Annotated in this window: 20 protein-coding genes and 1 tRNA gene; 8 read left to right on the plus strand and 13 right to left on the minus strand. The window is 40.8% G+C overall.

What is annotated here, in order from left to right:
* The first annotated feature begins 21 nt into the window (after positions 1-21).
* From ACIGBM_RS07680 to hemB, 3 genes are all read left to right on the plus strand, one after another.
* A complete protein-coding gene (locus tag ACIGBM_RS07680; RefSeq protein ID WP_397477309.1) occupies positions 22-3252 on the plus strand; it encodes an efflux RND transporter permease subunit in 3231 nt (1076 codons plus the stop codon).
* Complete coding sequence (locus tag ACIGBM_RS07685) at positions 3249-5063, plus strand: efflux transporter outer membrane subunit (RefSeq protein ID WP_397477310.1); 1815 nt, start codon at positions 3249-3251, stop codon at positions 5061-5063. The genes ACIGBM_RS07680 and ACIGBM_RS07685 overlap by 4 nt, the downstream gene beginning before the upstream one ends.
* A gap of 268 nt (positions 5064-5331) precedes the next feature.
* Complete coding sequence (gene hemB, locus ACIGBM_RS07690) at positions 5332-6339, plus strand: porphobilinogen synthase (protein WP_397477311.1); 1008 nt, start codon at positions 5332-5334, stop codon at positions 6337-6339.
* A gap of 88 nt (positions 6340-6427) precedes the next feature.
* On the opposite strand, the gene ACIGBM_RS07695 is transcribed toward hemB, so the two are convergent.
* Positions 6428-7405 carry a glutathione S-transferase family protein gene (locus ACIGBM_RS07695; RefSeq protein ID WP_397477312.1) on the minus strand — a complete coding sequence of 326 codons (978 nt, stop codon included), beginning with the start codon at positions 7403-7405 and terminating at the stop codon, positions 6428-6430.
* Between the two features lie 311 nt (positions 7406-7716).
* On the opposite strand from ACIGBM_RS07695, the gene ACIGBM_RS07700 reads away from it, so the two are divergent.
* Positions 7717-7793 (plus strand) — tRNA-Val (locus tag ACIGBM_RS07700).
* A gap of 228 nt (positions 7794-8021) precedes the next feature.
* Here the strand turns inward: ACIGBM_RS07700 and ACIGBM_RS07705 are convergent.
* Positions 8022-8249, minus strand: coding sequence for a helix-turn-helix domain-containing protein (locus ACIGBM_RS07705; RefSeq protein WP_397477363.1), 228 nt, complete (start codon positions 8247-8249; stop codon positions 8022-8024).
* 839 nt (positions 8250-9088) lie between these two features.
* Between ACIGBM_RS07705 and ACIGBM_RS07710 the strand changes: the two genes are divergently transcribed.
* Positions 9089-10480, plus strand: a complete 1392-nt coding sequence (locus ACIGBM_RS07710) for a GntP family permease (RefSeq protein WP_397477364.1) — start codon at positions 9089-9091, stop codon at positions 10478-10480.
* Positions 10481-10528: 48 nt separating this feature from the next.
* On the opposite strand, the gene ACIGBM_RS07715 is transcribed toward ACIGBM_RS07710, so the two are convergent.
* Positions 10529-11422: a LysR substrate-binding domain-containing protein gene (locus ACIGBM_RS07715; protein ID WP_397477313.1), complete on the minus strand. Its 894-nt coding sequence runs from the start codon at positions 11420-11422 to the stop codon at positions 10529-10531.
* Between the two features lie 168 nt (positions 11423-11590).
* Here ACIGBM_RS07715 and ACIGBM_RS07720 point away from each other — a divergent pair, with 168 nt between their 5' ends.
* Entirely contained in the window at positions 11591-12568 is a 978-nt protein-coding gene (locus ACIGBM_RS07720) for a zinc-dependent alcohol dehydrogenase family protein (RefSeq protein WP_397477314.1), read from the plus strand.
* 181 nt (positions 12569-12749) lie between these two features.
* On the opposite strand, the gene ACIGBM_RS07725 is transcribed toward ACIGBM_RS07720, so the two are convergent.
* Positions 12750-13367 (minus strand): trimeric intracellular cation channel family protein, encoded by a 618-nt coding sequence (locus ACIGBM_RS07725; protein WP_201546011.1) that lies wholly within the window; start codon positions 13365-13367, stop codon positions 12750-12752.
* Positions 13368-13805: 438 nt separating this feature from the next.
* Between ACIGBM_RS07725 and ACIGBM_RS07730 the strand changes: the two genes are divergently transcribed.
* The gene (locus tag ACIGBM_RS07730; RefSeq protein ID WP_397477315.1) at positions 13806-14792 is read left to right on the plus strand and encodes a hypothetical protein; all 987 of its coding nucleotides are present in this window, start codon (positions 13806-13808) and stop codon (positions 14790-14792) included.
* Positions 14793-14953: 161 nt separating this feature from the next.
* Here the strand turns inward: ACIGBM_RS07730 and ACIGBM_RS07735 are convergent, their stop codons facing one another.
* The 8 genes from ACIGBM_RS07735 to ACIGBM_RS07770 all read right to left on the minus strand — a co-directional run bounded on the left by ACIGBM_RS07735 (position 14954) and on the right by ACIGBM_RS07770 (position 23083).
* On the minus strand, positions 14954-15424 hold the full coding sequence (locus tag ACIGBM_RS07735) for a hypothetical protein (RefSeq protein ID WP_397477316.1): 471 nt from the start codon (positions 15422-15424) through the stop codon (positions 14954-14956).
* A gap of 748 nt (positions 15425-16172) precedes the next feature.
* Positions 16173-16373: a hypothetical protein gene (locus tag ACIGBM_RS07740; RefSeq protein ID WP_201567315.1), complete on the minus strand. Its 201-nt coding sequence runs from the start codon at positions 16371-16373 to the stop codon at positions 16173-16175.
* 230 nt (positions 16374-16603) lie between these two features.
* A complete protein-coding gene (locus ACIGBM_RS07745) occupies positions 16604-17026 on the minus strand; it encodes a GNAT family N-acetyltransferase (protein WP_397477317.1) in 423 nt (140 codons plus the stop codon).
* Between the two features lie 357 nt (positions 17027-17383).
* Complete coding sequence (locus ACIGBM_RS07750) at positions 17384-18157, minus strand: phosphonatase-like hydrolase (protein ID WP_397477318.1); 774 nt, start codon at positions 18155-18157, stop codon at positions 17384-17386.
* Entirely contained in the window at positions 18157-19299 is a 1143-nt protein-coding gene (locus ACIGBM_RS07755; protein WP_397477319.1) for a TIGR03364 family FAD-dependent oxidoreductase, read from the minus strand. Before ACIGBM_RS07755 ends, ACIGBM_RS07750 begins: the two co-directional genes overlap by 1 nt.
* A 102-nt stretch (positions 19300-19401) precedes the next feature.
* Positions 19402-20388, minus strand: coding sequence for an ABC transporter substrate-binding protein (locus ACIGBM_RS07760; protein ID WP_397477320.1), 987 nt, complete (start codon positions 20386-20388; stop codon positions 19402-19404).
* Between the two features lie 77 nt (positions 20389-20465).
* Complete coding sequence (locus tag ACIGBM_RS07765; RefSeq protein WP_397477321.1) at positions 20466-22148, minus strand: iron ABC transporter permease; 1683 nt, start codon at positions 22146-22148, stop codon at positions 20466-20468.
* Positions 22149-22204: 56 nt separating this feature from the next.
* The gene (locus tag ACIGBM_RS07770) at positions 22205-23083 is read right to left on the minus strand and encodes an ABC transporter ATP-binding protein (RefSeq protein ID WP_397477322.1); all 879 of its coding nucleotides are present in this window, start codon (positions 23081-23083) and stop codon (positions 22205-22207) included.
* A gap of 257 nt (positions 23084-23340) precedes the next feature.
* Between ACIGBM_RS07770 and ACIGBM_RS07775 the strand changes: the two genes are divergently transcribed.
* Positions 23341-24216, plus strand: a complete 876-nt coding sequence (locus ACIGBM_RS07775; protein ID WP_397477323.1) for a LysR family transcriptional regulator — start codon at positions 23341-23343, stop codon at positions 24214-24216.
* Positions 24217-24341: 125 nt separating this feature from the next.
* On the opposite strand, the gene ACIGBM_RS07780 is transcribed toward ACIGBM_RS07775, so the two are convergent.
* A complete protein-coding gene (locus ACIGBM_RS07780; RefSeq protein WP_397477324.1) occupies positions 24342-24566 on the minus strand; it encodes a hypothetical protein in 225 nt (74 codons plus the stop codon).
* Positions 24567-24678 lie beyond the last annotated feature (112 nt).

Here is a 24678-nt window from a genome sequence, read left to right on the forward strand (position 1 = left end):
AGGAAGACTTAGGGATATACTATGTCACGTTTTTTTATTAATCGCCCTATTTTTGCATGGGTGCTGGCTGTTTTGGTCATGCTCATCGGGGTGATATCCGTTCTTAATCTACCGATTGAACAATATCCACGTATCGCACCACCAACGATTTCAGTCAGTGCAAGCTATCCTGGTGCCAATGCGCAAACCGTAGAAAACTCAGTAGTACAGATCATTGAGCAGCGTATGAAAGGCCTAGACGGTCTGATGTATATGTCATCGTCAAGCTCGTCGAATGGTAGTGCGTCTGTGACGCTAACCTTTGAAAACGGTACCGACTCTGATACTGCGCAGGTACAGGTACAGAACAAACTACAAGCCGCGATGAGCTCGCTACCTGAATCAGTGCAGCGTCAAGGTGTCAACGTCAACAAATCATCTAGCAGTTTTATGATGGTACAGGCGTTTATCTCTGAAGACGGCAATATGGATCGGGCTGATATTGCCGATTATATTAACTCTAATGTCCTCGATTCGATCAGTCGTGTCGAAGGTGTGGGTGACGTTCAGGTCTTTGGTTCTACTTATGCGATGCGCGTTTGGTTAGACCCATCACGCCTACGTAGCTACAACATGATACCTTCAGATGTCGTCAATGCGATACGAGCACAGAATGCTCAGGTATCTGCTGGTCAATTGGGGCAAGCACCTGCCGACACAGACAAACAGGTTATCAACGCCACTGTTACTGTTCAAAGCTATCTACAAACGCCTGAAGAGTTCAAAAACATTCTGCTGAAAACGGATACTTCTGGTGCACAAGTACGTTTGGGTGATGTAGCAGATGTTGAAATCGGTAGTGAAAACTATAGTATTTTGTCTTTATATAATGGACAAGAAGCTGCCGGTCTAGGTATTTCACTTGCGGGCGGTGCTAACGCGCTTGAAACTCGCGAAGCTGTTGCTACGCGTATGGCAGAGCTGGAGCAAAACTTCCCAACAGGTCTAGCATCAGTTGTTCCTTATGACACAACGCCATTCGTGAAGCTTTCTATCGAGCAAGTCGTGCATACGCTTATCGAAGCCATTGTCTTAGTATTTATCGTCATGTTCATTTTCTTGCAGAACTGGCGCGCAACCATTATTCCGACGCTTGCAGTACCTGTCGTTCTACTAGGTACCTTTGCAGTGCTATACGTTGCAGGCTTTAGTATCAACGTGTTGACCATGTTTGCCATGGTATTGTCCATCGGTCTACTAGTCGATGATGCGATCGTCGTCGTAGAGAACGTCGAGCGAATACTAGAAGAAGATCCTCACATCTCTATCAAAGATGCAACTACCCAGTCGATGGGCGAAATCAGTAAAATCGTTATTGGTATTGCGCTTATTTTGTCCGCAGTATTCGTACCGATGGCCTTCTTTGGTGGCTCAACAGGTGTGATTTATCGTCAGTTCTCTATCACACTGATTACCAGCATGGTGCTCTCTGCCATGGTCGCGCTTGTGTTCACCCCTGCCCTATGTGTGACCTTGCTAAAACGTGGCAAAAGTCATGAAAAAGGTAGTACCGAAAAGCAAAAAGGCTTCTTTGGTTGGTTCAACCGCGGCTTCTTTAAACTTAGCCGTTCGTACGAAAACTTTGTCGGCAAAAGCATTCGTTTTAAATGGTTATACATGATTGGCTATGCAGCCATCATCGGTATCATGGCGGTCGTATTCTTACGTATTCCAGGCTCGTTTTTACCAGAAGAAGATCAAGGCATTATGTTTACCTTGGTTCAGCTTCCGGCTGGCTCTACGTTAGATGAGACACAAGACGTATTGGATAAAGTCAGAAACTATTACGATACCCAAGAAACCGATAATATCGCTTCGGTCTTTACCATTGCAGGCTTTAGTTTTGCAGGTCAAGGTCAGAATATGGGTCTGGCGTTTGTGCGCTTATCAGACTGGGAAGAACGCTCGGGCGATGAAAACACCGCTCAAGCTGTCGCTGGTCGAGCGATGGGGTATTTCTTTACTCAGCTAAACGAAGCACAAGTATTTGCCATCGTACCACCAGCGATTACCGAGCTTGGTAACGCCAGTGGTTTTGACTTAATGATTCAGGACAGTGGCAACCTCGGACATGACGGGCTACTTGAAGCTCGAAATATGCTCTTAGGTATGGCTGCACAGAACGATCAAGTGGCTGGCGTACGTCCTAACGGTCAAGAAGACTCGCCACAACTTAAAATAAATATCAATCAAGAACAAGCGGCGGCTTATGGCCTGTCACTAAGCAATATCAACAGTGTTATCTCAACAGCGTGGGGCTCAAGCTACGTTAACGACTTCATCGATCGTGGCCGTATCAAACGTGTCTATGTACAAGGTGAAGCCAGCAGCCGTACCAACCCTGATGATATTGGCAAATGGTATGTACGAAATGACATGAACGATATGATTTCGTTCGATGCCTTCTCTAGTAGTGAGTGGCAGTCAGGCTCACCGCGTCTTACTCGTTACAACAGCCTACCGTCCATGAACATCCAAGGTAGCGCCGCACCCGGTCTAAGTACTGGTGAAGCAATGAGCTCAATGGAAGCGATGATAGACAAGTTACCTGAAGGTATCAGTTATGAGTGGACAGGCATGTCATTGGAAGAGCAAAAATCAGGTGCCCAAGCGCCAATGCTCTATGCGCTTTCAATCCTAGTTGTCTTCTTATGTTTGGCAGCTTTGTATGAGAGCTGGTCGATTCCTTTCTCTGTGCTACTAGTGATTCCACTTGGGGTATTGGGTGCAGTGATATTTACCTGGCTACGTGGTTTTGCCAATGATATCTACTTGCAAGTTGGTCTACTGACTGTCGTTGGTCTATCCGCCAAAAACGCCATTTTGATTATTGAATTTGCGAAAGAACACCAAGAGGAAGGTTACAGTCTCAGAGAGGCCGTCATGACCGCAGCACGCCAGCGTTTGCGTCCGATTATCATGACCTCACTTGCCTTTGGTCTGGGTGTTGTGCCATTATTCTTGGCGAATGGGCCAGGTTCAGGCAGTCAAAATGCTATTGGTACTAGTGTTGTTGGTGGGGTAATCACAGCAACCCTCTTAGGTATCTTCTTTATCCCAATGTTCTATATCTGGGTGCGTAGTGCGTTCCCGCATAAATATGAGAACAACACACCCAATGATAAAGATGGTGGCAATGGTACGCCTAACTCGCATAACCCAACACCTTCTGAGAGTTATCAGCCTGCAAGTCTTGGAGACAATACACAATGAGTGCTCAAAAAACATCTATCACTAACTCGTCATCGGTAGCTATTACAGCTATTGATGCGCAGCCAGCACTATCTCGTTTGCGCAAAAACAGTGGCCGTCTGTTAGGGCTGACTGCATTGGCAATCAGCATGGCCGCTTGTAACACCATTCCAAAAGCGGATATGCGTCCTGTGCTAGCAGAGCCAAATATTCCTATGCAGCAATCTTACGGTGCATTTGATAAAGAGACTGTCAGTAGTGCTGACCAAGCAAGCATTGCCAGTCAACGCTGGCAGAATTTTTATAGCGATGAGCGCCTAAAAGGTCTGATTGCTCTCGGTCTTGAAAACAACAAAGACTTTGAGAGTGCGCGCCTAGCCATTGAAAAAGCACGGGCCCAATATCAGATTACCGATATTAATGACTTGCCCGCTATCAACGGCAGTGCTGGTTATACTCGCTCAGCACAGAATCGTACTGATCGAAATGCGAGTAGTAGCTACAGTGTCAACTTGGGTCTTGCCAATTATGAGCTCGACTTTTGGGGTAAAATCTCAAGCTTAAAAGATCAAGCATTGCAGAATTTCTTGGCGACTACAGCAGCCAAAGATGCGACCCAAATCAGCTTGATTAGTAATATTGCGCAAAGCTACGCCAACCTAAGTTATAGCCTAGCGCAATTGAAACTGGCTGAAGCTACAGTTGAGAGTCGTGAGCGTTCGTTATTTATCGCGGATAAACGTTTTGAAGCAGGTATTGATCCTAAGCTACCTTCACTACAGTCTTCTGCCTCATTAGAGAATGCCAAGCTTGCTGTATTACGTGCCCAGACCAGCGTTCTTCAATCACGCAATGCATTGCAATACTTGGTTGGTGGCGCTATTCCAAACGAACTTATCCCAACACCTGCCGTCAGCAATATCACTAGCCAGCAGATATTCAATGCCGGTCTACCAAGTGAATTACTGCGCTATCGCCCTGATGTATTACAGGCAGAATACAACCTAAAAGCGGCTGGTGCGAATATCGAAGTTGCCCGTGCCTCTTACTTCCCATCTATTAGCTTGACCAGTAGTGTGGGCGTCAGTAGCGGCAGCTTAAATGACTTGTTCAAAAATGGTGCCGTTGGCTGGTCGTTTGGACCTAGCATTAGCGTCCCTATCTTTGATGCAGGCCGTTTAGATGCCAACTATGATGTGGCTCAAATCGAACGTGAGCAAACGCTTGCTAGTTATGAGAGCTCTATTCAAACGGCATTCCGCGAAGTGTCAGATGTACTTGCCACGCGTGCAACACTTGGTGAGCAGTTAGAGGCGCAGTATCGTCTGCAAGATAATTTTGAGCAGACATATCAGATAGCGGATGCGCGCTTTAAAGCAGGTATCTCGAACTATCTGGACGTACTTGATGCGCAGCGTTCACTGTTCTCTACTCAGCAAGGTATCCTAGATTTAGAGCTACAGAAAATCGTTAGCCAGATTGAGCTGTACCAAGCGCTTGGTGGCGGTGCGAACCTTGATGTACCAACCGTCATTCCTGTACCGCAGCACACTAACTTGGCACAGATTGTCACTGGAACTGCTACTAGTGCAAAAACCAAAGCGACAAATGCTATCAAAGCAGCTGGTTCAGCGCGTGTGACTACGCCGCAAGAAGCTGTCGCCATTAAGCAGTCGCAAGCGGTAGAAACGACTACTTTCAAACCGACTGCTATCGTCGATGTGAATGACGATGGTAAGAAGGATGCCGCTGTCGGCGTGGTCACTGAAGAGACTCGCTTCAATAACAATAGTGTTGAGCAAGTTCCTGTGACCCAGATTGTTGAGCCTTAAATGACCCAGCCTTAATCTGATGACGCAGCTCTATCATCATATTGACAGTCGATAAGTACTATCAGCCCTACCGACTTAACGTGGTGGGGCTTTTTGCTTTTATTGACGTCTTTTGGTTATAGTAGGCTCACTTTATACAAGCTCTCTTTATTTATAGCCACTTATAAAGCAAAGATTTTGATAAGCTGATTCTATAAAATATTGCTTATAGCGATATTATTTTAACTATGTAACATGATAACTATTAAAACAATCGTAAGGAATTATTATGAGCTATACCTTTAACCGTCAATACCCTGCCACTCGCTTACGTCGTCTGCGCTACAACGACAATGTACGTTCAATGATTCGTGAAGTAGAGCTGCACCCTAAACACTTTATTGCCCCTGTCTTTGTATTAGAAGGCGAAAACCAGCGCGAAACCATCGCTAGTATGCCGGGTGTTGAACGCTTATCGATTGATTTACTAATCAACTATGCCAAAGAGTTATTAGCAGAGGGTGTCACGACCATCGACCTTTTCCCTGTGATCGATAACGCTTTGAAAACACCAGACGGCAGCGCCGCTTATGACGAAAACGCCCTGACTGCACGTACGATAAAAGCGGTCAAAGACGCTGTGCCAGAAATGGTCGTCATGACTGATGTAGCGCTAGACCCTTATACCTCACATGGTCAAGATGGTCTACTTGATGACAGCGGTTACGTCATCAATGATGCAACTATCGAAGTACTGGTCAAGCAAGCGCTGGTACATGCGCGCGCCGGTGCAGATATCATCTCTCCTAGTGACATGATGGACGGCCGTATCAAGGCCATGCGTGACGCGTTTGAAGTAGAAGGTTTTGTGAATACAGCTATCATGGCTTACTCAGCCAAATATGCATCTGCTTACTACGGCCCATTCCGCGATGCCGTTGGTAGTGCTAGCAACCTAAAAGGTGGCCATAAGAAACAGTATCAGATGGACTTTGGCAATCGTGCTGAGGCGCTACATGAAGTGGCTATGGATATCAATGAAGGCGCGGATATGGTCATGATCAAACCAGGTCAGCCTTATCTTGATTTGATTCGTGAAGTCAAAGACACCTTTGGCGTACCCACCTTTGCGTATCAAGTCTCAGGTGAATATGCCATGCATATGGCAGCCATTCAGAACGGCTGGTTAAGTGATGCAGTGATCTTAGAGTCGCTGATTGGCTTCCGCCGTGCTGGCGCTGATGGCATCTTGACCTACTTTGCTCTAGAAGCGGCCCGCCAGCTAAACAATGCCTAATAGTAGCTGTACTACCTTTTATATTGTAAAAGCCCCAGCTACCTATTAGTAGCTGGGGCTTTTTTTGAATATTTTTTGATAAATAAAACTATAGACGTGCACGGTCATGGGGCTCAGTAAAATCAAGCACTGGGCCAGCAGGGACAATACGCGTGGGATTGATATTGGCATGACTGGTGTAATAATGCTGCTTGATATGATTCATATTTACTGTCTCTTTAATGCCAGGTACCTGATATAAATCACGCAGATAGCCCCAAAGGTTTGGATAGTCAACGATACGATGCAGATTGCATTTAAAATGCCCAACGTAGACAGCATCAAAACGAACCAACGTCGTAAATAGTCGCCAATCGGCCTCAGTTATGGTGCTACCTGTTAGATAACGCTGATGTGCTAAGCGCGTTTCAAGTGTATCTAATGCCGCAAATAGCTCAATCACGGCCTCTTCGTAAGCCTCTTGTGTGGTAGAGAACCCTGTCTTATACACGCCATTGTTGATAGTTGAATAGACAAAGGTATTGATATCATCGATTTCTCGTAATAACTCTGCTGGCACAAAATTACCTGCTAGCGCACCAACCTCATCAAAGGCAGAGTTAAACATGCGAATGATTTCAGATGATTCATTACTCACGATTGTGTTTGTTTTTTTATCCCACAAGATAGGTACGGTGACACGGCCTGTATAGTCTGGCTTGGCCTTGGTATACAGCTCATAGGCATAGTCTGCATTGATAACTGGGTCAGCAACGACGCCTGCACCTTCTGCAAACGTCCAACCATATTCACCCATATACGGATGTACTACAGATAGCGGAATGATGTCTTCTAAGCCTTTAAGCTTGCGATAGATAAGGGTACGGTGTGCCCAAGGACAGGCTAGCGACACGTATAAATGATAGCGGTCAGATTCGGCTTTAAAGCCCTCAATACCTGTAGGCCCTGCGCTACCATCTACCGTTACCCAGTTTCTAAAACCAGCATCTTCACGCTGAAAGCGGCCGCCACTCTCTTTTGTCTCATACCACTTGTCTTGCCACTGCCCGTCTACCAAGAGACCCATGTTATTCTCCAACTGTTTTTAATATTTGTTTAACGCTTAGTCAGCATGACTGACTTAAAGCCATCATTATCATGACGATTACGTTGTTTAGAGAGATATCATACCAGTTATAAAGGTTTAATCATTAGCATTGCCCCATTTATTAACAATAAAAACTAAACCTTTTAAATTTAATGTTTAGTAAATATACATAAAAATATATCCAGATAACTAATATAAGCCTGAATAGCAGATATTATGATAATAAAAGAGGTTTATGCTAAAAAAGACTTGCAAAGTCTGGGAAACTTGCTAAAATGCTCAACCTAAATAGGCGTATAGCTCAGTTGGTTAGAGCGCTACCTTGACATGGTAGAGGTCGTTGGTTCGAATCCGATTACGCCTACCAGATTCGAAAAGCCCCAATCTTAAGATTGGGGCTTTTTTTTGTCTGTGGAATATGGGCTGTAGCGGAAAATACTTGCTTACATCGAATCATAGTCATGATGATGCAAGCAGATTTAAATCATTTAAAAAGTGACGGTGACCAAATGGTGACCAAAACGTGACCAACCCTCAAAAACCATTAAAATTAAAACCCTCTTTTTGACCTCTACTTCAAATTCTAAGCTAGAACCTATTTCTCAGTACTTTTCTCTTTATCCTCTTTTACATATTGAAAAATATCTCCTACCTCTACTTCTAAATATTCACAAAGCTTATCTATAGTGTCGAAATCAATTCTAGATGATTGATCGTTATATATTTTGTGCAATGTCGTCTTGCTTACCCCTGTTGCTCGTACGGCATCCGCTACTTTTAGCCTTCTTTCAGCTAACAAATAGCAGGACTGTCGGGCATTGATTATTCCTTAACGCGCTGGAAAATTGCTGGTTGTTATAGTGGTGTAATGATAGCAGGGTATATAGTCGATATCTTAAAATGATGGGCTTTTAATTATTAGAATTTATCAAAGTAGCGGCACTGGAAATACCAAGCTATCGCTTTGCTTGTTCTTAGTCATAGCACACTCATCACCGCATCATCAGTTTATCAAATTTGTCTCTACGATCGTTTCAGTATAATACTGTCTTATTTTTCAGAGTAAACCACTGAGACTATCTAATGACTGTTAAGGTTAAATAGTTGATATTTGTTTACATCTCTGTTAGATTTTAACTCGATACATAATGTATCATTTTATTTATAACTGTATGTAAATAGTGGCTAACCTTTCAGTGTTTGCATATCACATTGTTATAGCAGTTGTATTAGTCACATTTCATTCATGCTAAGGATAGCGATTATGAACAACCATTCCGTCAGTTCAATCTTATAAGCCAAACCTTTTCAGGTAACAATAAAATAGTATCAACTTGCGCTATAAAGCCCTAGTGGTGTGTGTTTTATGCTATGAGTACGTTTAATATCGAGAAGAATTCGAGTCATATATATCGGCTGGGCATTAACCCTAATGCTCTATCTACGAAATGGTTAGATATCAGTGATCCTTTACGCTATGGCATAAGATATTTTCATCCATTCGTTACTCACTACGACATGTTCCCGTCTAAATAGCAACTACGAAGAAGATCCTAGAAATTTTTATCACATAATAACCAGACTAAATTCTGTTTATCAGAAGCATTATCTTATTCACAAAGTATAATTTTACAGCGTATTTTTCCATGGAAGGAAATTAAAATTATGAGCATTTTTGCTATTTTTCTGTCTTTATCACTCTTAATATATTTTGCCTATAGAGGTGTCAGCGTATTAGTCTTAGCGCCCTTACTCGCAATCTTAGCTGTTGTTTTAAGTGGTGATAGCAGTCAAACCATGGGGATTTATACTGAAGTATTTATGCAGGGTCTTGGAAGCTTTGCTGTGAAATATTTCCCACTATTTATCTTAGGTGCTATCTTTGGCAAGTTAATGGAAGATTCTGGTTACGCCTATAGCATCGCACGCAACATCGTGGATAAACTGGGAGACAAACATGCTTTGTTAGCCGTAGTATTAGCCTGTTCAATCTTGACTTATGGAGGTGTATCAGCCTTTGTCGTTACTTTCGCAATATATCCCATTGCTGCCGCCTTATTTAAGCAGACGAACATACCTAAAAGACTGATACCTGGAGCCATCTGTATTGGCGCTCTAACCTTGACCATGACGGCATTGCCAGGTTCACCTGCCATTCATAATGTTATACCGATGCCTTATTTTGAGACTGATGCATTTGCAGCTCCTGGTTTAGGCATTATTGCCTCGATAGTCATGCTAGGCGGAGGTATGTTGTGGATGAATCGCCAAACGCGTATTGCAAGTGCAAATAATGAAGGTTATGGAAATCATACGTTAAATGAAAAAGAGCATCACTCAGGTATTGACATACCCAATTTTTGGCTCGCATTATCGCCTATTCTCATTGTGATAATAGGCAACTATGCTTTTTCAAAAATCATAATACCGTTATGGAACAACAGTTACTTAGCTGACGAAAAGTTTGGTAGCGTAGCCTTGAGCTCAGTTATTGGTATATGGGCCATTATTTTATCGTTGTTTTTAGCTTGTATATTTGTGATTGCTTCGAGTTTCAAAAGAATAGATAGTGTGGCAGAAAGTTTAAACAAAGGCGCTACCGGATCTTTACTTCCTATTTTTAACACAGCTTCAGAAGTAGGTTATGGTTCCGTGATTGCAACTCTGGCAGGTTTCGCGATTATCAAACAGTCTCTCATGGGAATTTCACCTGGAAACCCTCTCATATCAGAAGCAATCATGATTAACGTTTTAGCAGGTATTACAGGATCAGCTTCAGGTGGTTTGGGTATAGCGTTAGAAATTATGGGCGCAAGCTATATGCAATTGGCAGAACAATATAACATTGACCCCGAACTGATGCATCGTATAGCTTCTTTGGCTTCAGGTGGCTTGGACTCATTACCACATAACGGGGCAATAATAACAATGCTAACCATTTGTGGTTTGACTCATAGAGAGTCCTATAAAGATATATTTGCTACTGCTGTGGTCATTCCTTTAATTGCTCTCACTCTAGTCATCATACTCGGTACCGTATTTGGGTCTTTTTAGGTAGTCATCGACTATAAAAATCTGTGCGACCAAGCTGTAGACCCAAACTCAAATCGCTATCATGTGCTCTACCAGAAAATCTAAAAAAACGCGCGTTTTTGGTGAGACCATATCTCGCTTTAAATAAATAGCGTAAGTAGCACTAAGTTCTTCATAGGGACTAAAAATATGATCTGGCATGACTTGAACCAATGACCCTTTCGCCAATTCATCTTTAACAGCCCACAGTGGTATTAGCGTCAGACCTGTATGATGTAATACCAGCTGCTTCTGACCATTCACGGAGTTCACTGAAACCTGACTATTAATCATCAACTTTTCACTATCCTCTGCAATCAAAAACCACTCTTTCCAACCGTTATAACCATATCGGATACATTGGTGATTAGCTAGATCATCAATCCTACGAGGCGTGCCATTATTTTTTAAATATTGGGGGCTTGCACACAGTAGAAAATCATTAAATACCAAGCGTCGGGCAATCATGGTCGAATCAGATAAGCGTCCACTTCGAATAGCCACGTCAATATTTTCTTCTATAAGATCTACAACCCGCTCTGTTAACTCAATTTTTATATCAATATCTGGATATAACGACATAAATTTCGGTATCAATGGTAATACCATACTTTCACCAAAACCGACTGTCATGCTGATTTTCAGCTTACCCTGTGGCGTTATTTGTAAATCATTAACGGCTCTTTTGGCATTATCAAACTCTGACACAATTCGCTGAGAGTATTCGTAATATTTGTGCCCCGCTTCAGTCAAACTGGTGTTTCTGGTCGTTTTATTGAGTAGACGTACCCCCAGCTCCTTTTCAAGCATTGCTAACTGCCGTGAAATGGAAGACGGCTGTACATCAAAGATGCGGCTGGCTTCTGAAATGCTACCAGTTTCGACAACACTATTGAAGTATGCCAATCGATTTATTGAGCTCATTGCCACTCCTTTATTAAGTTGATAGGTATTCCATTTAACTGTAACCATGGCTTGCTCAAAAAGCAAAAGTAATTTGTTTGCTGGGTAATGGCTTGCTGGATTAGCAACGTCTAAACTGATTCTCCTGAAACAAACAATAAGACATTTACACCAGTAAAGGGTAATAACATGAAAGCGGTGATCATTAAAGAAATCGGTACAACTGCAGTTTTTCAATTGGCAGAAAAACCAAAACCAACGGCAACACTAGGTCACATGGTTGTGGAAGTGAAAGCCACTAGTGTGAATCCTATTGATACCATGCTGCGCTCAGTCGAGCTGCCTTGGTCGGAGAATTTGCCAGAGATACTACACGGTGATGTAGCTGGTATTGTGAGCGAGATAGGTGCCGACGTCACTGAATTTAGTGTTGGTGACGAAGTTTATGGTATGGCTGGTGGCCTCTACGGTATTGATGGTGCACTTGCTGAATTCATGTTGGTCGATGTGCGTTTAATGGCTAAAAAGCCTAAAACACTCAGCATGAAGCAAGCCGCAGCCCTGCCGTTGGTCGCACTCACTTCTTATGAGGCACTCGTACAAAAAATGAATGTCAAAGAAGGCGATAATGTCTTGATTCATGGTGCAACAGGGGGCGTTGGTCATATTGCCGTTCAGCTAGCAAAAGTACTTGGCGCGACAGTCACCGCTACCTATTCTCCTGCTAATAGTGCATTAGCTCAATCACTAGGCGCGGATCATCTAGTGGATTATACAACAGCGGAGGTTGATGACTATGTGGCGACGTATACTGACGGCGTGGGTTTTGACAAAGTTTTCGATACGGTGGCTGGTGATAATATTCAAAAATCGTTTCAAGCCGTTAGATTCAATGGCCATGTCGCCACTATTTTACCGATTGCAGATCCATTGCAAGTTGCTCTCAAAGCCTTATCATTTCATGGTGTTTTGGTGCTTATTCCATTATTTCATGGCATCAACCATGAATCGCACGGTCGTATCCTGACAATGATTGCAGAGCTGGTTGATAGTGGCAAAATCACGCCTATCATAGATGATAGTAACTACTCTATTTGGGAGGTAGCGCGGGCGCATGATCACCTTGAATCAGGTAAAGCAGTGGGTAAAATTACGCTCACTCTATAGTAGTATTAGGGCGTGTCCTCATTTTGAACATGACGATAAAAATGAGATAAATTGCAGCCAGACTATATTAAATAGCTGCGTCAAATAGCTGTGTTAAAAATGAGATGTTCACAGGTAGTAACGACTCTCTAAAATAACACAGCTCGCTCGTAGAAATTCTTATAACGATAGGGTTACTATTTTATTTGGAAGTTTCTAACAAATGAAATATGGGTAATCGCCACTTTGCTCTAACCGCTACCATACGGATTAAGTAACCAGCAATTAAACTAATAATGACACTGATATTACTACTAACAGCAAAATACTGAAGTATTAAATATAAACAAGCAATGATTAAAGAAACTGAAGCGTATAACTCATGATGTAAAACCAATGGGGTTTGGCGACATATTAAATCACGAAGCAATCCACCAAATACACCTGTTGCAATGGCCGCAACTATACAAACACCGTAATGGAGTCCCATGTTAAGCCCTACTTGACAACCAATGATACTAAAGGCCGCTAGTCCTAAAGCATCCAAACGTATGAAAACGCCATTAAATTTAACAACCCATTTAGCCAACCAAGTCGTTATAAGACCAGCCACACAAACGATTAATAAATATTTAGGATGTTCTACCCAAGTTAAAGGGTAGTTACCAAGTAGGATATCTCTTACACTACCACCGCCTATCGCTGTTACACTCGCGATAAGCATAACCCCAAACCAATCCATATTCTGTCGTCCCGCGCTTAGTGCCCCCGTCATTGCCTCTGCTGTAATACCAATAATGTAAACTATACTCAAAAGCATGGAATACTCACCTTAAATCTATCCGATAATGTAAATAAAGGGGGATTGTAAAGATAAAGTTAGTGTATTACGAATGATAATTTGAATCATTTTGAAAGCATCGAGCACTGATTTACTCTAGCAACGAGAAAGCAAAAATAGTGCAACATTATTGTTACTTTATATGCAAAAGTACTGCTTTTCCCAAGCATAAATCGCGGCTTATGCATAAGCATCAAATTTTCATAAACAAGTAAAAAAATTACTGAATACACATGGTCACAGGCTTTGAACTCCACTAGCCTAGTGCCCTGACTTGAATCCCATTAAGAAAAATGAGTAAAAACCAATATTCCACGCCAAGAATGGATAATAGTTTTTTAAATTGCTAAATGATGTGGGCTGTAATGAATTTATTATGAATGGCCCATATAACGATCTTCTGAAGGAATAAAAATTATGATGAGAAAAACGTTACTGCCCAGCATGCTGTTATTAAGTCTGACTGCGTGCCAGAACACTAATACACAGGGCCTTGAGACAACAACGGTTTTACATAACGACCTACCGACGACAACCTCAACCGATAAGTATACTAACAATATAACGGGCGATTACGTCACAGATGGCTATACAAAGCGTAACGAGGGTTATGACTGGTTTGCGATCAGCGTACGTGATGCTGGTCAAGATGCTATTAGTGTGTCTATTCGTTCTCGCATAGACAAAAAGAAACCTACTTGTACATTAGACACCGTACTTCATAAAGCTCATGATGGACGGTATCAGTTTTGGGTAGATAATAACCCCGTTTATTTGCGCTTTAATGACAATAGCTTATCCATTGAAGGTGAAGAAGCCTATCTACAAAAAACAGCTTTTTATTGTAGCGGCGGTGCAACGCTTGGTGGCGTATATCAAAAGTTAAGCGATACGCTGGATACTCGACAAGTGGATAACTCGCAATACGCTACCTCACTCAACTATGGTGATTTTTCTACTCAAGTGACCAGTACCTCTGACGGTAATGGTGGCTATATCTTGCAGATTCAGCCAATGGGCGAAGACATTATCGAGCGACCAATTAGCGATCCTGTTGTTAGTGCCGATGTGGGTGATATAAATGGCGATGGATATCCTGAAATTCTAGTATTCACTCAAAGTGTGGGTAGCGGTTCATATGGTGATGTGATTGCTTATTCGAGCAATAAAGGGCTGTCGTGGAGTCAAGTCTCTTATCCAGAGCTGACTGATGCACTCAAACAAGGTTATATGGGTCATGATGAATTTGCCTTGGTTGAGAATGTGTTGGTTAGACATTTTCCACTCTATTTAGAAGACGATAGCAATGCTAACCCCCAAGGTAAAATCCGCCAAATCCAGTATGATATGAAGGATGGGGAAGCTTCTCGTCAATTTGTAGTTAATGAAGTCAGCGAATTCTAAGTACTTTACTATGAAGTCTCACTACATTCGAGCAGATCAAGATTTCTTGTAGTTTTAACCTGGAGGTAGTCTTTTATAGGTATACCTCTGGCTAACAATTGGGTGCTTTCGCTGATTCGATACCCTACATGGAAACTATGCTTTCAAATCATAAACTCATGCTAATCAAATAGCTTTTCAACAAACAGTTCATAATTAAAATCACCTTCTCTATCCAAAAACTCTGGATTCAAAACACCTGTATTCGAATATAGGATTGCCCACCAATTCTTATCAGGAGATAGTCTATCAATTTCAGAGCTTACAGCGATGCTAGACTGTATCGGCAAACCTGAAAAATCATTTGTTATTAAATGTGCCAACAGTCCTTTGGTTTTCTGTTTTTTCTGTTCTTCATTTAATTTAAAACCGTTAAATACCTCATCAAAAAACTTGTCGTGCTTTAACTTAAGACTTCCATCAATCTCATCAACGTAGTCGTTAGTCCAGAAAATTAAATCACTCCAATATTGATATGGAGAAATTCGACTGATTTCATTCAAAACTTTGTCATATTCTTGCTCACTTAAAGTATTTGATAATAACTTATCAATAAGAATGATCATTTTTTCTCTAATTTCTTCTTGTTTCATATGATCTTCGTCTCAGAGTAATTTAGTCAAAACCGTTTAGCATAACAGCGCTTATGGTAAATAAAAATAATGATCCAAAAGCTCACTGTATGTACACAACGAAGTACACTGCAACTGCCTAAATAACTAAATGTACCGATATCATTAGCCTACAGCCCAATTTTCAAGTCCTCACTAGGGAACCGTATCTTCAGTATGCTATAAATATCTTTGTTGACAATGGTTATCACCAACATTAATATTCAATCTTTTAAATAAACATACGTTCATTTATTAGGATTTTTGATGCGGAAATTTGTCCTAGATTACCCAACGGGAAGTTACCGCAAGTTTTTTATTGTGGCTTTAATCCTAAGTTTTGGTTTTTTTATACACTCCCTTATAGATAGAGATATACAGAATATATTAATGTGGCTAGGGTTATTTTTAGGAGCTTTGAAACAAGTTCTCATACCTATAGATCTAGATCAAAAACTATCTTTATCGAAAAAAAGGTACTCTATAAGTGATGATGATTTCATAAGTCATTACAACAGTAGTTCTATTACTCATAATAACAACAAGGGTAAAACTTGGCATAAATTAATAATACTGGGTGATGATATTTCGTCTCTTTTGCTTATTGCTGTCATAACCTATAGCATATTTGGTTAACTGAATTATATTAGTAAGCCATAACAAAACTGTTATAGATTACTAATATGATGAAAGGCTTGCTACTTAAAACTGGGCGTTCTAAGTAGCGGACTCAAATCTGTTCAGCTTCTAACTTAGTTACTATACTTTCAAAAACTTCTTCAAAATGCTGGCTATCAGTACATCTTTTAAACGCATTACCATTCCAAAATCCTAAATGAAATGTGATTGTAAGTCGCTTTTTATCCGCAGTTATCTTTTTAATTTCCGATAGGTTAATAATTCCATTGTCTATAACTATAAAGGTTGGCATATCAAGCTCTTTTTATGATTTTTATTAATAATAGGTAGCTATAAACTTTACTTAATGTATTTGGTTTCAGTGCCAGAGCCGGGGTACTCTATCACTAAACCGTCCCAAGATAGTTTGAGACAGTATAGGAAAAGGTATGCTTAAAATAACAGATATTAGAGTAATTTTATCATTCTGACATCTGTTATTTTGGTGCCCTCGTATAGCTCTTCATGACATTGGCTCTCAGACTAAAAACCAAATTTTTTATAGAAACTAATCGCAGATAGATTGGTTTGTAAAACCCATAACGATAGACTAGAGCAGATATTACGCTGAAAAGCATCAATTAAAGCTGCATTAATTAACTTAGTACCTATACCTAAATTCTGATATTGAGGTAAAAGATATAGAGTGGTTATTTCACACTCATGATCTTTCTTAAAGTAAGAAATAAACCCTACAGTGGTATTCTCAGTATCATATGCTACCCATGTGTTCACACCAGAGCTAGGTAATATTTTTCCCCACATCTCCATTTTTTGAGATAAGTTATTTTCTTTGTTTCTATACGTTTCGGGTAAAAGGTTCGAATACGTAGCATTCCAACTTTCAAAGTGTATATGAGCAATATCTGCTGCATCGTTCTGGTCTGCTTTCCGTATAAAAAACATGGGGTACTCCATAGTTAAATATTAGGGTAATACCACAGCGTAGCAAAAAATATCTCGTCTGAGGTCTCTAAATAGTTTTGAGATTATCAAAGACTCAAGCTTATTCATCGAATCGTATAATGGATGTCAGGCTGTATCTAAGGTCATGTACTTAGCAGCCTAGCAAGCGTCGATCCGTGACTGGACGTCTGTTTTAGATCGCTTTATGTTTGATGACTGTATCAGTAAGCCTTTAACTTAAACGTCAATTACACAGAATCTGAGATATTTTATCCAAATTAAAAAAGCCATAAAAGTCATTACTTTTATGGCTTTACTATTTTGTTGTATATTTTGAAGCTTAGACCTAGCTTTAAGCTAAATAAGCTCTTTTAATTCAATCAGCTTGTCTAAAACTGCATCAGGTGAGTATCTTAACAGCTGCTGCTCATTTTGTGCACCAGATAGCACACCTAAAACTAGCCCACATCCTGCATTCCTACCTTCTTCAATATCGATACCACTATCCCCTGCTTTTAACACCTGCTGTGAGTTATCAATATTAAACTGTTTCATCGCAAGTGTAATCATATCAGGACCTGGACGGCCATTATCTACATCATCGGCTGTTATTAATGCATCTACTTGATTCCCCACAGACCAACCTAAGATAGTCAAAATTCTATTAGCAGTCTTAGCATCATATCCTGTATTCAATACGACATGACGACCGCTCGCCTTCAACTGCTCGAACAACTCTGAGATGCCTTCAAACTCAGACAAGGTGTGCTTGCTATAAGCAGTTGCAAGATTGACTTTAAAGGCTGCAAACGCCGTATCCGTTAATGATTCAATATCAGCATTAGATAAATCTATCATATTCAAAATATCACGGATGGCATTGCGTTTCTCTTTACCTGCACCATATTCTAAACATAACTCAAGACTCACTTGCTTATCTGATTTGCCAGTGCTCTTCAATACTTCATTGATAGCATTACATACGGTCTTATAGACCAGGTTACTTTCATCTACTGTTGTGCCAGCCATATCAAATACACAGAGCTTAATATCAAAAAATTTGTTTTGAATACTGTTTAAACTATCACTATGTGAGCTGCTGCTTATTATATTATTATTTGCTGTATTCATTACTTTGATTCCAATACCAATTCAATTAACTCTTCGCCAAATGCGAAACCTGTTGATGCCCCTGTACCACTGATGACTGCACCGACCACCACACCTTTTTCAGGTGATGCCTTAAATACCACATCATCTGCACTTGGATATACACCCAACCAGTGCTGAGTAATATCCATCTCACCAATATCCATCACCTGCTTAAATTCATTAATGATTAGATCATCAATTCGGGTGTCTCTAAACGGCAGCTCTCTATCACTATAATCATGACTATCGCCGATGATTAGTGATCCATCTTCAGACTGAACCACAATTAGGTGGACACCTGCTTGACGCTCTGCACTTTGAATATCGTCAAGTAAGCTTTTTAGTACCGTAGCTTCAGGTAACTGAGCAAATCCATCATAACGGGCAAAGCTTAAATCTGACATGACAGCGGCATTTAATCTAAATGCTTTTTTGGGCATGACTCGCATCATATTTAGCGTGCACATTTTAGCTTTGGTCTTAGCGAACACGTCTGGATATAAGCCAGTAAAGTCCGCTCCGGGGCAGACCACACAGTGCTCAGCGTTAAGGACCCCACGACTGGTATGCACTTTTGGTAATTCCACTGAAGTCACCGTAGTATGGTTGTAAAAATCCACACTCTGCGTCTCTTGTAACCAATGAGTCAGCTTAGCGATTGCAGTATTAGATTCTACTCTAAGCTCATGCGGGCTATATAACACCCCTTCTCCCTTGTTCAGATAAGGCGCGGCTTCATTAATTTCAGACTGTGTCAGTAGTCGGCACCCCTCACCCATTTCTGTCTTTAAAAAAGCTTGTGCAACATCTACCGCTTCAGGTCGCTGCATTAACATATGCAGACCGATATGCTCTATCTGAATACCTGCTTTTGGCGCAATCTCGGCCCAAACATTACGAGAGTGCATGGCGCGTTGCCAATGCTCACCTCGACGCTGACCACTAACGGTCACAAATCCAAAATTACGAACAGAAGCATCTTTGTTCTGAGATTGGCGTTCTACAACCGCAACACTCAGCCCCTTTTTAACGGCGGCGTAGGCGCTTGCCAGCCCAACGATACCCCCACCTACGACAACGACATCGTATGTTTTATCAGAAAGTATTTTGCTCATTGTCATACCTGCTCTTCCCATATATCTTTATTAATTAGCCCTCTACTTGCTTAACCTATGAACTAATATAGCTAAGCCTGAATGGTCATTATTTTGATTCAACTAAAATTACTCACCGTGGAAAAAAGCACGGTGCTTATCTAACAGCTCGGCAGTTAATGGCTCTGGATAGGTCTTAGAGTTATCAATCTGATTTTCAGCAGCTACTGTCTCACCGTCATACACAATATTTGGATAAATTTCTAATAAACGTGGGCGAGCTTTAGTGACAATTAACTCAGCCATTTTCATTGCTTTAGGATTGGTTTTCTTTCCTTTATCAATAACAGCAACCGATTCAGTCAATGTGTAATTACCTTCACTAGGATCAACGAAATCAATTGGTAAACCTTTTGCTTTATTAGCGACTGCCTGATGACGTAGACCGAAACCGATAGGCACCTCACCTGCCATTACCTTTTTAAGAGGACCAGAGCCAGATAGCTCTAAATTAGGTCCTGCATTTTCACGAATAGCATTCATGATTTGTTGACCTTCAGTATCGGTGCCATATTCAGCAGCAATGTCTTGTACAAACAACCAACCAGTTGATGAACCATTTGGATCAACCATAGAAATTTGATTTTTATAAATAGGATTCGCTAAGTCTTTGGCACTGGTAGGTACTGGAAGATTATTGGCTTCCATCTCTTTGGTATTGAGTAAGATAGCACCCGTAAAGCTGAGAATCGGTGCATAGTAATTAGGCGTCGCAATCTGTGGGTTTGCTGTAAATGCTAACGCTTTAAACATTGGGTGCTTTGCTTGAGCACTTTCGATATAAAACGAGCTCATTGTCACCATATCAGCTTCAATATTTTTTCCTTCTGCCAATAGTCGCCCCCCAAGCTCACCTGTTCCGAATGATTGAAATATGTATTGACCTTCAAAGTCTGCCTCATCAAGCACCTCTTGAATAACCTCGACTGCCTCTTCATCAGCATTACTATAAATAATCACCTCCTCGCCAGCTGTATCGTCCGAGCTTTGCGACCCACAACCTGCTACTAAAACTCCACAAGTTAATCCCATTACTATCGTTTTGAATAAGTTCATTGTTGTTCCTAATTATTTGAGTGGTTAACGGTTCAATTGGTTTTCGTAGCATCAATGCCTAAACTGTGTTGAAATATCTAAGCGACCGTCGTCACTGTGGTTTTTTTCACTTTTATTTTTGTTGTGCCGTTGATGCTTCTGGTATAAAGATATCGCGCCACTGCGAAGAATATTAATGCCGTGATATTTGTGAGTAGCACCATCAGCGACAAGATAAAGATCTCATCAAAGCGGGCAAAGTGCTGTAGTTCAACAATTTTTGTAGTAAGCACCATCGTCTTTGCACCTGAAATGAATATCACAGCACTGATGCTGACCATCGCACTGATAAAGAAGTACGATGCCACTTCGATAAGTGTAAATATTGAGTTGGGTACAACAATTCGGCGTAAAGACTGTAGCCATGAGTCTCCAAGTAAAGAAGCTGTGGTCTCCCAACCTAAGTTCATTTTTGATAGTGCGTTTTTACTCATGAGATAAGGTGTTGAGAAGTAATGAATGATATTACTAATCACAATAATAAAGATGGTGTTAGATATAGATGAGCCTGAGAAAACCATCAGATAAGCAATACCAATAACCATACCTGGCACTGTATTGGTCACTAAAGCTGAGCTTTCGATCGTCAGCTTTCCTATTTTGAATAACCCTGAGCGCTCGTATACTAATGCGGAAACATAGGTAATAATGGTGCCAAAAACAGCCGTTAAGGTCGCGACAATAAGTGAGTTTTTATAAACTCGCATTAGGTTCGAGGACTCGATCACCTTAGTAAATGCGTCTGTACTAAACGCCATCTCGTAAGGCCATGTCTTAATCCATGGAATGATGAAGATCACAGCAAATACAAATAGCAGTGAAATTAAAATGCCGCTGGACAACACACCCAGAATCCTGTCTTTGACTTTAGAAGTGGGCAAGTCAAAATGCTCTACTGAGTCATACCTGACATTAAATCGAGCCACATACCAAAGCAGTAGAATGCTCAAAACAGAGGGTATTAGCATAAACAAAGCAACCACAGAGCCCTTTTCAAACGAGGGAGATGCACCCAGTATTTGGGTATAAAGCTCAGTGGCGATAACCTTGTACTGACCACCAATAGAGGCTGGAATACCAAAGTCAGTAAAGGCCAAAAAGAAGCATTGAATGATAGCGGCTGCAAAAGTACCAATTAAGGGACGAATGACCGTCATATCTATCTGGCGTAAGCGTGAATCGCCCATCAGTTCTGATACGATTACGAACTTCTTATCCAAATACTGAAAGGTATTGTTAAGCAGTAAAAAGGCTATTGGCAAGGTATAGATGGTGTAGCCAAGCCACATACCATAGAAACCATATATGTCTTCAAACAACTGAAATCCAATTATCTTAGTGAGTAGACCTTGCTTACCAAAGGTGTAAATAATGGCAAATCCATAAGTCACTGTTGGCAATAGCATAGGGAACAGTGATGCAAGCTTAATGGTTTGTTTAAAACCCTTTGGCAAGTTAGTCCAGTGCACCGTATAGGCAAGGATAAATGCCAAAAAGGTGGCACTCATCGCACTAACAATGGCGACAAAAAAACTATTTAACATCACTTGTCTGAAGTCATTACTGCTGATGATATCGACGTAATGGCTTAGACCTAATCCATCAGCCACATTAAATGACAGCACCAACATTTTACCCAAAGGCACAAACATAAAGACGAGAAATAGCACAACAATGAAAAGCCACGAAGCTTTCATTAGCGGTGAGTTATTAAGTTTCATAATGACCTACGCGCGAAATAAGTAAGTTTTGAGAGACCAGCGTTGGCCTAGTGCGATTAACCTTTGGAGGTGTCTTTAATTGATTTAGTAGCTGTGCGCTGGATTATGGAATTGATATCTTCAGTGACTGAGCTACTGTTTAGTGCAGGTCTCATTTGAGTGTATTTTTCTAATGGATCAGCTGGCGCATTGTCCGCTTCAAATAGGCTCAAGATATTACGGCGTTTGATATTTAGCTGATTTAAGATAAAGCTCTTAACAAAATCATTGGCAGGGTTTTTGATGATTTCTGATGGTTTAGCATATTGAGCTACTTTGCCGTCTGATAACAACAAAATGCGATCAGAGAGTGTCATTGCTTCTTCAGGATCATGTGTCACAATCAAAGTAGTTAACTCATAACGCTCTGCAATCTCGCGAATACGTGCCTTAATCGTCTCTTTAATAACTCCATCTAAAGCAGATAAAGGCTCATCTAATAATAAAATTTTAGGCTTCATCACTAAAGTACGTGCTAATGCAACACGCTGCTTCTGCCCACCAGAGAGCTGGCTGATTCGCTTGTTCAAATGCGGCTTAATCTCCAAAAGGTCAATTAGCTCATCAACCTCCGCTTGTGTGCTGACGTTAGGTCTGTTACGTAGCCCATATTCAATATTCTGCTTTACATTCAAGTTAGGAAACAACGCATAGTCTTGGAATACAATATTGAAACCTCTGTACTTCATAGGCACACGTGTGATGTCTTCCTTATCATAGGCAAGTCGACCAGAACTAATATCGGTTAGACCTAAAATAATATGTAGCAACGTGGTTTTCCCACAGCCAGATGGGCCCAATATTGAAACAATCTCACCCTTATTCACTTTTAGGGAGATATCCTCAAAAATAACTTTGCCATCATACTTCTTAGTCACATTTCTTAGTTCTAACATAATTCAAGCCCAAACTTATATTTTGGTATTAGCAGTGAGTGATAGCTCAAGCAAATACATTTAGGTAAATTGTTCAATGCTTTAATCGTTTACACGTAACTAATATAGAAGATGAATATGACAGTTTGGCGTCAAATATAAGGTTAGCTTATACATTTAATCATTCAGTCTTATTTATCGTGTATAACTTCTCGTACTTCCCGGAGATAAGCCTGACAATCTCTGCAACTGAAGCCTATATGAAAGACGGGGGTCATATGACGAAGAAACCTTACACCTATAATCAGCTAAACATCTTAAACTCTGTGCTTGAGGAAGGTAATTACACGCAGGCGGCTAAACGTTTGGGTGTGTCTCAATCTGCCATTAGCCAAGCATTATCTACGCTTGAAAACAATCTTGGGTTTAAGCTATTTATGCAGCGTGGCAGGCACTTTGTGCCAACAGATTACTGCTTAGAGCTTGGAACATTAGCGAGTAAAGTGCAAGCAGTTGAAGACGAACTAGATCAGCTGATTCAAAGAAGTAAAGTTTTTGAATCAGCTATATTGAAGGTAGGTCTATGCAGCCCGCTGCCGGGCACTGAAATTATTAAACAGTTTAGTAAGCGCTATCCCAAGCTACAGACTGAAATCTATTTTGGTAATTTCCATGAAACGTTTAGTAGAGTGGTTAACGGTCAGGTAGATGTTGGTATTCTTGCAAATGTTCCCAAAGGTGATAAGTTTCAATTTAAGAAATGTGCGACCCAAAGGCTTGTTGCTTTGTGCTCACCGAACCATCCTTTTGCATCAAGAGAATCTATAAGCTTAACTGAATTAGCGACCGAAACCATTATATTCCGCACGCACGGCTCCACCACTCAAAAACTTATAAATGAGGCACTAGCAAAAATTAATTTAGAGATAACCCCTACGTATATCGTAAACACCCAAGAAAGTGTTTACGATGCGGTTTACCAAAACTTAGGTGTGGGATTTGCATGGAGCGAAAGCGCGATCAGAAAAGGTGGTTTTGTGAAGGTACCCATTGCAGAGCTACCTTCAGACTATGATGAGGTGGTCTTTTCACTCAAAAATGTAAACAATTTAGTGGTGACTGCTTTGATGAACTCTTTAGATACCTCTGGTTAGACTGTGTCAAAAGAGTATTTTAGTGTTTTAATATACACGCATCTTGCGAATTAGGTTTTTTGCATCAAATACATTTATTATAATTGCTCTCTTGGGAACAGTGAATGTGGTTGTGGAGTAAGTGTTTATTTCATTTGAGTACCTATCACTCTTGTTTTTACCTGTATGATTAGTGATAAGCAATAAAGGATTATTGCTAAGGCTAAAAAAATAAAAGTCAGAGGTAAAAACAAGCTTTCTTGAAGCACGCCATCAGAACCAATGCCACCGTAAAACAAGCTTTCCATCAGTCCAGAAAGCGTAGCGAGGGCTAGCATAATTGAGCCACTAATAAATAATTTAGACGTCATAAAAGCTCCGTTAGATGAGAGTTAGCAATAATAATTTATTTTTATTCGAAAATTATTGCAGTATTATCGGTGGCGTATGGTCGCTATGAGATTGCTATTATATTATCAATAG

The sequence above is a fragment of the Psychrobacter sp. NPDC077938 genome, assembly GCF_044542635.1.
Classification (GTDB): domain Bacteria; phylum Pseudomonadota; class Gammaproteobacteria; order Pseudomonadales; family Moraxellaceae; genus Psychrobacter.